At 73.0% G+C, this 3,154-nt stretch carries 2 protein-coding genes and 1 riboswitch; of the genes, one reads left to right on the top strand and one right to left on the bottom strand.

The genetic code is table 11. The features are described from left to right. The coding region (gene gcvP / locus Q1N79_RS05260; protein WP_300605151.1) for an aminomethyl-transferring glycine dehydrogenase at nt 1–2,363 on the bottom strand (2,363 nt) is incomplete at its 3' end. A 99-nt stretch (nt 2,364–2,462) separates the two neighbouring features. Next, a riboswitch (glycine riboswitch) is annotated at nt 2,463–2,560 on the bottom strand. Between the two features lie 172 nt (nt 2,561–2,732). On the opposite strand from gcvP, the gene Q1N79_RS05255 reads away from it, so the two are divergent. Beyond that, on the top strand, nt 2,733–3,095 hold the full coding sequence (locus tag Q1N79_RS05255; RefSeq protein WP_300605149.1) for a hypothetical protein: 363 nt from the start codon (nt 2,733–2,735) through the stop codon (nt 3,093–3,095). Nucleotides 3,096–3,154 lie beyond the last annotated feature (59 nt).

Genomic DNA, 3,154 nt, shown 5'->3' with positions numbered 1-3,154 from the left:
GTGTGCAGCACAGGGAAGTGCGGCGCGAGCCGGCGGGCGATGTAGTTCGCCGACAGCACGGCGACCTGCGTCGCCAGGCGCAGCCCGGCGGCGCCCATCATCGCGATGTAGGCCCACGAGATCGGCAGGACGCCCGCCGAGCCGTAGCGGGCCGCGGTGACCGGCCCGAACGTGCCGGGCAGGAACTGCGCCAGGTGGGCGCGGGCCGCGACAGGGCCGACGCCGGGGCCGCCGCCGCCGTGCGGGATGCAGAACGTCTTGTGCAGGTTCAGGTGGGACACGTCACCGCCGAGCAGCGCGGGCGACGCGAGCCCGGCCAGCGCGTTGAGGTTCGCGCCGTCGATGTAGACCTGGCCGCCTGCCTCGTGCACGAGGTCGCACACCTGGCCGACCGTGGTCTCGTAGACGCCGTTGGTGGACGGGTAGGTCAGCATGATCGCGGCCACCCGGCCGGCGTGCGCGGCGAGCGCGGCGCGCAGGCCGGGCAGCGAGATCGCGCCGTCTTCGCCGCATTTCACCACGGCGACCCGGAGCCCGGCGAGGACGGCGCTCGCCGCGTTCGTGCCGTGCGCCGACTCGGGGATCAGGCAGACGTCGCGCTCGGCGCAGCCGCGAGCGGCGTGGTAGTCGCGGATGGCGAGCAGGCCGGCCAGTTCGCCCTGCGAGCCGGCGTTCGGCTGGACGGAGCAGGCGTCGTAGCCGGTCACCGCGCACAGCCACGCCTCAAGCGAGGCGATCAGCTCGGCGTAGCCCGCGGCGTCCTCGGGGGGCGCGAAGGGATGCAGCCCGGCGAACCCGGGCCAGGTGATCGCCTCCATCTCGGCCGTCGCGTTGAGCTTCATCGTGCACGAGCCGAGCGGGATCATCGACCGGTCGAGCGCCACGTCCAGGTCCGATAGCCGGCGCAGGTAGCGCAGCATCGCCGTCTCGCTGCGGTGCTGGCTGAAGACCGGATGGGTCAGGAACTTAGACGTCCGTACCAGGTCAGGCGGCAGCTCGTCGCCCGCGGCAGGAACCAGCTCCACGTCGCAGGCGTCCATGCCGGTGCCGACCATCGACGCGCCGACGAGCGCGGCGGCGACATCGCGCAGCTGGTCCGGCCTGGTCGTCTCGTCGCATGCCACCTGGACCACGCCGTCGCCCGCGTCGCACAGGTTGTAGCCGGCCTCCCTGGTGCGGCGCAGTGCCGCCGCCGCCTCGCGGGGCCCGTCGAGCAGCACCCTGATCGTGTCGAAGCAGGCGCCACTGCCCGTTCGGAGGCCATAGTGGCGCAAGGTCGCGGCGAGGGTCGCGGCGCTACGGTGCGCACCCCGTGCGATGGCGGCCAGTCCGTCCGGGCCGTGGTAGCAGGCGTACATGCCTGCGGCGACGGCGAGCAGGACCTGAGCGGTGCAGATGTTGCTGGTGGCACGCTCGCGGCGGATGTGCTGCTCGCGGGCCTGCAACGCGAGGCGGTAGGCGGGGTGCCCGTCCGCGTCCACGGAGACGCCGACGAGGCGGCCGGGCAGCTGGCGCCTGAGGTCGTCGCGGACCGCCATGTAGGCGGCGTGCGGGCCGCCGTAGAACATGGGCACGCCGAACCGCTGGGTGGAGCCGATCGCGACGTCGGCGCCAAGCTCGCCTGGCGGCTTGAGCAGCGTCAGCGCCAGAATGTCGGCGGCCACCGCTACCGTGGCGTTAGCGGCGTGGGCGGCCTCGATGACCGGGGCGAGGTCGCGGATCTCTCCGGACGCGCCGGGATACTGCAGCAGGACGCCGAAGGCGCCGGCGAAATCCGTGCCGGCCGAGACGGAGGTGATGCGAAGGTCGATGCCGAGGGGTTCGGCGCGGGTGCGCAGCACGTGCAGCGTCTGCGGCAGGCAGTCGGCGTCGGCGACGAACACGCTGCCAGCGCCGTCGCCCGCGACGCGGCGGGCCAGCGTCATCGCCTCGGCGGCCGCGGAGGCCTCGTCGAGCAGGGACGCGTTGGCGACCGGCAGCGCGGTCAGGTCGGAGACCATCGTCTGGAAGTTCAGCAGCGCCTCCAGGCGGCCCTGCGAGATCTCCGGCTGGTACGGCGTGTACGCGGTGTACCAGGCCGGGTTCTCGAGCAGGTTGCGGCGGATCACCGCGGGCGTCACCGTGCCGTAGTAGCCGAGGCCGATCATCGAGGTGAGCACCTGGTTGCGGCCGGCCAGGCGGCGCAGCTCGGCGAGCGCCTGCTCCTCGGACAGCGGCTCGGGCAGGTTCAGCTCCCGGTCGGCGGCCAGGCCTGCGGGCAGCGCTGCCGAGGTCAGCTCGTCGAGCGATGCGTAGCCTACGGACTTGAGCATCTGCGCCTGATCGTCCTCGGACGGCCCGATATGGCGCTGAGCGAACTTCATGGGAGCCTCCTTGGCGGCCCGCCCCCGGGCCTGCCTGGCGTTGCTGTTAGCCGGAGTCCCCCTCTGTCGCCGTGCGTCCGCGCGCAGTTCCAGAGCCGCTTGTCCCGCCCGGTCCTTGGTGCCTGAGAGGTTCCGGGGAATGTTGCCCCTTCGGCGCCCCGCAGCTGGCTGCGCGGGAACTCTCCCGAGCGGTGTCTTCAGCGCACCTGAGCTTACCCGGTCAGCCTCGCCAACCCGCAGCAACACACGGATCCCCCGGGGCCCGACGCCCGCTGAATTCAGCGATGCGGAAACGTCCGCCGCCAGCCGGATATTTCCGAACCACAAACGCCGATGACGGCTTGAGCGGGCCGAATCGGCGCGGCGCGGGTGTTCTGGCTCGGCCTTGTGGCCGGCGGCGCCTGCCTGCTCGGCTTCTCGCGGCTGACCGGCCTGCCGGCGGCGGTCGGGGTCCTCGGCCTCGTCGGCGTGGCCTTCGGCGCGGTCAACGCGGCCGCGCCGCCGCTGCTGCTTGCCAGCATCCCGCAACGGCTGATCGGGCGCGTGATGTCGGTGTTCAACCCGGTCCAGCAGGCCGCCAACATCGCCTCGATGGCGGCAGCGGGCGCGCTCGCCGCGACCGTGCCGGTTCGCGCGATCTTTGCGGCGGGCGCGCTGCTGATCATCGCGGCCGGGCTCGCGCTGATCGGGCCGCTGCGGCCAGACGCCGTCCCGGCTACGCCTCGGTGTTGACCCGGACGGTTGGAGTGATCTGCCTGGCGGCCGGCGCCTGCTGCACCGGCTCGCCCGCC

Source organism: Trebonia sp., from assembly GCF_030042015.1.
Classification (GTDB): Bacteria; Actinomycetota; Actinomycetes; order Streptosporangiales; family Streptosporangiaceae; genus Trebonia.
Note: the sequence above shows the minus strand (reverse complement) of the source record. Positions and strands in the feature narration are given on the sequence as shown.